Annotated in this window: 5 protein-coding genes; 2 read left to right on the top strand and 3 right to left on the bottom strand. The window is 41.5% G+C overall.

Translation table 11 applies throughout. The features are described from left to right. Window positions 1-112: 112 nt before the first annotated feature. From QZ331_RS14300 to QZ331_RS14290, 3 genes are read right to left on the bottom strand one after another with little or no spacing between them, the layout of a single operon-like run. Window positions 113-838, bottom strand: coding sequence for a hypothetical protein (locus tag QZ331_RS14300; protein ID WP_294631414.1), 726 nt, complete (start codon window positions 836-838; stop codon window positions 113-115). Between the two features lie 36 nt (window positions 839-874). Further along, complete coding sequence (locus tag QZ331_RS14295; protein WP_294631412.1) at window positions 875-1,468, bottom strand: hypothetical protein; 594 nt, start codon at window positions 1,466-1,468, stop codon at window positions 875-877. A 54-nt stretch (window positions 1,469-1,522) separates the two neighbouring features. Continuing rightward, window positions 1,523-2,179, bottom strand: a complete 657-nt coding sequence (locus QZ331_RS14290; RefSeq protein WP_294631410.1) for a hypothetical protein — start codon at window positions 2,177-2,179, stop codon at window positions 1,523-1,525. A 342-nt stretch (window positions 2,180-2,521) separates the two neighbouring features. On the opposite strand from QZ331_RS14290, the gene tnpA reads away from it, so the two are divergent. Both tnpA and QZ331_RS14280 read left to right on the top strand, forming a co-directional pair. Further along, complete coding sequence (gene tnpA, locus QZ331_RS14285; RefSeq protein WP_294631408.1) at window positions 2,522-3,457, top strand: transposon Tn4555 protein TnpA; 936 nt, start codon at window positions 2,522-2,524, stop codon at window positions 3,455-3,457. A 141-nt stretch (window positions 3,458-3,598) separates the two neighbouring features. Continuing rightward, window positions 3,599-4,717 carry a site-specific integrase gene (locus QZ331_RS14280; protein ID WP_294631407.1) on the top strand — a complete coding sequence of 373 codons (1,119 nt, stop codon included), beginning with the start codon at window positions 3,599-3,601 and terminating at the stop codon, window positions 4,715-4,717. Window positions 4,718-4,832 lie beyond the last annotated feature (115 nt).

Genomic DNA, 4,832 nt, shown 5'->3' with positions numbered 1-4,832 from the left:
TTACAAATTTATTCTTTTTATACGTAACTGTCAGATTAAGTCTTGACTAATTCAGTTAATGGTTAGCAGGGAACGGCTCGTCCGTTATCCTGCGTTGTTAGTTGTATTTTAATCAAAAGTCATGTAATACAAACAGACTTTTAACAAGATAATTTTCTATTGTCCATACGGCATAATATCCACCTGCACCGTCACTGTTCTGTGTGCTGATGAACAATGAGTTTCCTTTATCCAATGCCACAACAACATTGTTTCGGCTCGGTTCGTATAGATGTGTTATATATGCTGTTGGAAATTCCAATATTCCGGCAGGGTGCTTGACAGTGATAGATGCATATTCTTCATGCGGGATATTACCATCTATGCCTGTCAAGTCAGAACAACCGTCAATACTCCGAACAAAGCCTGCTTCCAAATCATAAACAATGGCATGTTTTTGTGGATTAAACTTTTGGAAGTTTATCTTTATGGTTAATGTGTCGTTGGCATATACAAGGCATTTATCCGTACTTTGCGGCTGTTTCTTCAACTGTGGCAAATCGGCCAAATAACGGATGCGGCTTTTATGGATTTCTCCTATATGGGTATTTCCATTCGGGCAAGTCTTGGTTATGCCCGTTTCTGCTCCATACTCTACGCTATGCCATTCTTTATGGCTCTTTTGTGCATCCCAATCGACAAACACATGATTATCCAATAATTTGCCTATTACTGTTCCACTTGTATCACGTACATTTACATATCCGTCCGCATCCTGAATGACACCGAAGAAACGCTGTTGTGCTTGTATAGGCAAGCAAAACAGAATTGCCGATATGTAGAAAATAATCTTTTTCATGCTTCTATTACAGCTAATGGTTAGAAAGGAGCATCGTCAGATGCTATCTTTCGTTGTTAGATATTTATTGCCCTTTCCCGCTTGGGGATATTGAACAAAAGTTGCCTTTATAATTCGATTATTACAGTCAAATGGTACATAAGCCACTTTACTATCAATACTTAACGTATCGTTTAGCTGTTTCAAATGGGAGTGTTCATTTCGTAATAAGACTTCCAATTTTGAAAAGTCCACAGAACTGTATATCGGATAGAAACCGGAAAAACATGTAGGCGTTATGTAAGCAATTTGATTTTCATAGTCAAAGAATAAGAAACGGTTTCCGTCTGCCACATTATCATACACGGCAAAGCAATCAAACTTTTTTACTCCATTGATTGTATAGCTTTGCACGAAGTCAATACTACTATCATCTACCGCTTTCAATTCAAAAACAACATTCTTTTTACCTTGCTGGTTAAAACATAGCCTATATAGAATTTCAAATTCTGTTTTTTCTGTTTCTATATAAAGGGTATCTTTTTCAGTCAAAGAATGATACTTTGCTGAATTTTGTTCCACATAGCCGTTTTTCGCTATAACATAGCTAAGTGGAAAAAAGAACAAGCAATATAATACAAATATTCTCATGCCTATTATATCTAATGGTTAGAAAGGAGCATCGTCAGATGCTATCTTTCGTTGTTATAAACTTAATTGTTTTTGCTCACTTACATTTTCGTTTATTAGTCTGCACATATATTCTTGCAGGCAATAATTATATATTTCAGCAGTAAGTAATGATTTTATATATTCCACATTTTCATATATGTATTTCATTTTATAAGCTAATATTTCAAAGGGCATATCTTCGTTATTATATGTAGCCATTATCTGCCATAAATTTGAAATCGTTTGGCTTATGTCATTATCTTGGCACTGTTTATGGGCTTCCATATTCTGATATTTATAGATGTAATGCTCTGTGTATGCTGGAATGCGATATGTTTCATGTGTAAAGCCAGTTCCGCCCCCGGCAATACATCTTAACATATCATTTACACAATAGAATATTTTGTTTAACGTCTTACGTTCACAACGATAGTGTTTCCTATTATTGGCATTGAACTGTGCATACCATATACAATATAAGTCAAATCCGGTTTCTCCATAGAAATAACCTTGCAATGAAGTATATTGTTGGCGGTATAATGTATCGGGATAAACCGCTGCCGAGTTTGCAAACAATCTTTCCGCATCTTCTTCTATATAGCGGTACTCTTTCTTACTTTGTTTACGGAATTTATCAATATTGAGTATATCATCTTGTATGTTACGTTCGCTTATTGTATTTAGAACCATAGAACAACCAAAAGCAATCAGAAATATCCGAGTATAAATCTTTAATTACCAGCATATTCTAAAATTTAACACTTTTCGGTTGCCATTTGTCGCTTCCCAATTTTCCACATATTTTTGATACATATTTCTGACGTGGAGAATTTGCGGAGCTTATTTTTTGTCACATCGTGCAGGTAGTTGACAAGGGTTTACAACCGTTTACGATAAGCGACAATAACCGCCCCGATATGCGGAAACAGTCACACTGTGTAGAAAAGCGACAACGGTTGACTTCCGTTCACATCCGTTTACCATTTCAGAGATATAGGATTGAAGAAATGAACCATTAAACGATAAAACGGTATGAAAGCAACCAGAAAATGCAGTTTTTGCGGCAAGTCCTTTGTAACCCGAAGCGGTATGCAAAGATATTGCAGTGAGGCTTGTCAGGCAGAAGCCAAACGAGCCAGAGTGATGCAGAAGAACAACCTCTTCAAAGTCGCCCAACCCTTGATGGAGATACAGCATCAGGAGTATCTCACCTTTTCCAAAGCAGCCATCCTCATGGGCTGTTCCCGACAGTACATTTACAAACTTGTAGCCATCGGCAAGCTGAAAGCCTCACGCATCAGCAACCGCATGGCATTCATCCGCAGAGCCGACATCGAGCAGATGTTGGAGGGCAATCCCTATCACCGCATCCTGCCCGGCAACACCTCCACACCAAGGAAATCATCTTCATCTTCCTTACCTGCCAAAAGAGAAAAAAGGGAAAAGGAAAGCGAAGAAGTGTTGGACTTCTATTCGGGCGAGGAGGTGATGTCCCTTTTTAAGGTAAAGCAGTCGTGGCTTTACACTTCCTCCAAGCGTAACCATATCCCCATCTGCCGTATCGCAGGAAAGAACTATTACAGCAAGAAGCATATTGACGAGTTTTTCGGTGTGGCAGTTGATATTAGCGAAATTACCGACTGGCTACTGACCGAGGAGGTGGAGGAACTGTTCGGCATGAAGCCGACCGCACTCCGTGCCTACACCTATCGCCATAAGATACCCACTAAAAGAGAGTACGGGCGTACCTATTACTCCAAATCACATTTGAACGAACTCCGCAGAACTGACCTTGTGAACGATGAACGCTACTATACCGTTGAGCAGGTGCAGCAAATCTATGGTCTTTCGTCAGCCAACATCTGCCATATCGTCAAGGTAAAGCACATCGAAAAGATAAAGGTGGGTGTGAAAAACCTGCTTTTGCGCTCAGATGTGGAGCGTGTCATGGCTGAAAGGAACAAATAACCGTGAAAAATCGGGATTATCGAAAATTATTTCAAAATGATGTATCGTGGAGGTATTCACGGATATTTCACGTTGTTCCTTTGCCATCGGAAACATGGATACAACTCCAAAATGTATACAACCAATTAAAACATAATTATTATGAGTAAATGCAAAACAGTTACCTTGCGTAAGCGCAAGATTAAGAACGGGACACAGTATTCACTATGCCTTGACTACTATCCCGGCTACCGTGACAATGTCACCATGAGAGTGATTACACGTGAAGCCTTAGGAATTTACATCTTCGCCAAACCTGCAAACCAGCAGGAACGGGACTTCAACGCACGCATGATGAAGAAAGCGGTCATCCTGCGCAACCAGCGCTACGAAGCCATTTTCAATGAAAACAACGGCTTTTTTGACAAGACCAAGATGAAGGGCGATTTCCGTGCCTATTTCAAAGGACTGGCTGACCGTAAGAATATCAAGTGGCAGCACGTTTACAAACACTTCGAGCGGTTCGTGAACGGCAAATGCACCTTTGAAGAGGTGGATGTGGACTTGTGCCGCAAGTTCATGGAGTATCTGCTTAACGCCCCTCAAACCATCCACACCAACCAAAAGCTGCATATCAACTCCGCAGCAGGCTATTGGTCAACTTTCCGTGCGGTACTTCATACAGCCTACCGTGACCGGAAGATAAAGGAGAATCCCAACGGCTTCTTAGACCGCATCGAGTGCATTCCCACCATCAGGGAACATTTGAGCCAAGAGGAACTGATACGACTTGCTGAAACTCCTTGCGAAGAAGAGGTCTTGAAAAGGGCGTTCCTTTTCGCTTGTCTTACAGGATTGAGGAAGAGCGACATCAGGCAGCTCACGTGGCTGCAGATACAGCCATACACCAACGGCAGGATGTTCGTTACCACCCGTATGCAGAAGACCAAGGAGATAGTGCATAATCCCATCAGCGATGAAGCCTACGGACTGTTGGGAGAACGTGGCGAGGGGCTAATCTTTGAGGGTTTCAAGGACAAGATGCTGCAAGGACCACTCCAACGGTGGCTCACGGCAGCAGGGATAACCAAGAAAATCACCTTTCATTGCACGCGTCACAGCTTCGGAAGCCTGCACGTGGAAATGGGAACGGACATGGCTGTCATCCAAGCCTATCTTGGTCATAAGAACATTACCACCACACAAATCTATTCCAAGATAGCAGCGCAGCAGATGTGTCAGGTGGTGGACAAGATAACCTTGAAGCGCAAGGAGGCATAAATATCTCACATTGACAGGTATTCAGAGGGGCGGTTATGGCTACAAGGCTATAATCGCCCTCTCTGTTTTTGGCTTGATGCCACCATTTATAGGCCCCTCAGAGTATGAAACGGAG

It is taken from the genome of uncultured Bacteroides sp. (assembly GCF_910586915.1).
Lineage (GTDB): Bacteria > Bacteroidota > Bacteroidia > Bacteroidales > Bacteroidaceae > Bacteroides.
Note: the sequence above shows the minus strand (reverse complement) of the source record. Positions and strands in the feature narration are given on the sequence as shown.